At 45.5% G+C, this 1,027-nt stretch carries 3 protein-coding genes; 1 reads left to right on the top strand and 2 read right to left on the bottom strand.

Annotation, left to right across the window (positions count from 1 at the left end; genetic code table 11):
* Both C495_RS18240 and C495_RS01050 read right to left on the bottom strand, forming a co-directional pair.
* A partial coding sequence (locus tag C495_RS18240) for a hypothetical protein (protein WP_206538424.1) occupies positions 1-197 on the bottom strand: 197 nt, incomplete at its 3' end.
* Positions 194-448 (bottom strand): DUF5805 domain-containing protein, encoded by a 255-nt coding sequence (locus tag C495_RS01050; RefSeq protein WP_152418841.1) that lies wholly within the window; start codon positions 446-448, stop codon positions 194-196. The genes C495_RS18240 and C495_RS01050, both read right to left, overlap by 4 nt.
* Before the next feature lie 370 nt (positions 449-818).
* Here C495_RS01050 and C495_RS17995 point away from each other — a divergent pair, with 370 nt between their 5' ends.
* Complete coding sequence (locus tag C495_RS17995; RefSeq protein ID WP_008159179.1) at positions 819-992, top strand: division/cell wall cluster transcriptional repressor MraZ; 174 nt, start codon at positions 819-821, stop codon at positions 990-992.
* Positions 993-1,027 lie beyond the last annotated feature (35 nt).

Genomic DNA, 1,027 nt, shown 5'->3' on the forward strand with positions numbered 1-1,027 from the left:
TGTAATTCGTCCCATGATTTCCATGACACACCATCGGGTGTTTTCTTCAATGCTCGTCGAATATGGCGAATTCTGGGTTCTGTGAGCGGTTCTTTATCATTTAGAGAGGGATTTCTTTTCTCTTCTATGAAATCCTCAATCGGGTCTGTCCACTTCCTGTGGTCATCAAGACCCAGGTTTCCGTAATTACGACTCATTTTTTCACCTTCCAACCGCCTTTCGAGACACTCCCGTCCAATTTCCCTTCAGCTTCTAATTGTTCTGCTGTCTCTGCAATATCTTGCTTTACTAACTCTACCAAATCATCCACACCGAGGTACTCATCTGTAGATAGATTTCTGAGTATGAATTCACGCACAACGTCGGTGTCTGCTCTTTTCGGATCTTCTTCTAATTTGAGGCTCTTGACGTCACTGGGAACTTCTTCTGGCTCGTAGTCATAGCCCATTTGTCGTCGGCCTGCACGAGTCATCCTCCGGACGTATTCACTGTAGGTCACNCCCATCTCGTCGGCTGCTTCAGCCCATTCATCGGGCATCTCGAATGAACAATGCGCCATTGGTTCGTGTTTGTGTACTCAGGACTCTATTGTGATAAGTATTTGTATAGTTACTAGTCGCTCCATTTTGTTACGATGTACAGATTTTATATCCCATAAAATATATAACTGAACAAATACGCAGAGGGCGTCGGGGGGATTAACTGAAATAGTTAGAACGTGATCTGCATCGTCATTCAATAATGTGGATATCGTCTAATGAAGACATTATGAACGAGCAATACCTATTTAACGTACCAGGTACGTAATTGTGGATAAGATGAGCACAGAGGACTCCCCAGAAATCCCTTTCAGCAAAAAGGTCGATGAAAAAGGCCGACTAGTGATCCCGAAGGAACACCGTCAAGCTCTGTCGATCGAAGGGCGACAAGCTCTCGTCGAGTTTGAAGCCAAGAAAATCACCTACCTTGACGAAGAAGGGGGTGACGCCTAAACCTGCTGCTGGTTGCGGTAAGGAACCAGGGGCGG

Source organism: Natronorubrum sulfidifaciens JCM 14089 (assembly GCF_000337735.1).
In the GTDB taxonomy this organism is placed as follows: Archaea; Halobacteriota; Halobacteria; order Halobacteriales; family Natrialbaceae; genus Natronorubrum; species Natronorubrum sulfidifaciens.

Coding starts and splice junctions, on each gene's coding strand:
- C495_RS17995 (WP_008159179.1), top strand. CDS start 819: ATGAGCACAGAGGACTCCCCAGAAATCCCTTTCAGCAAAAAGGTCGAT.
- C495_RS01050 (WP_152418841.1), bottom strand. CDS start 448: ATGGGCTATGACTACGAGCCAGAAGAAGTTCCCAGTGACGTCAAGAGC.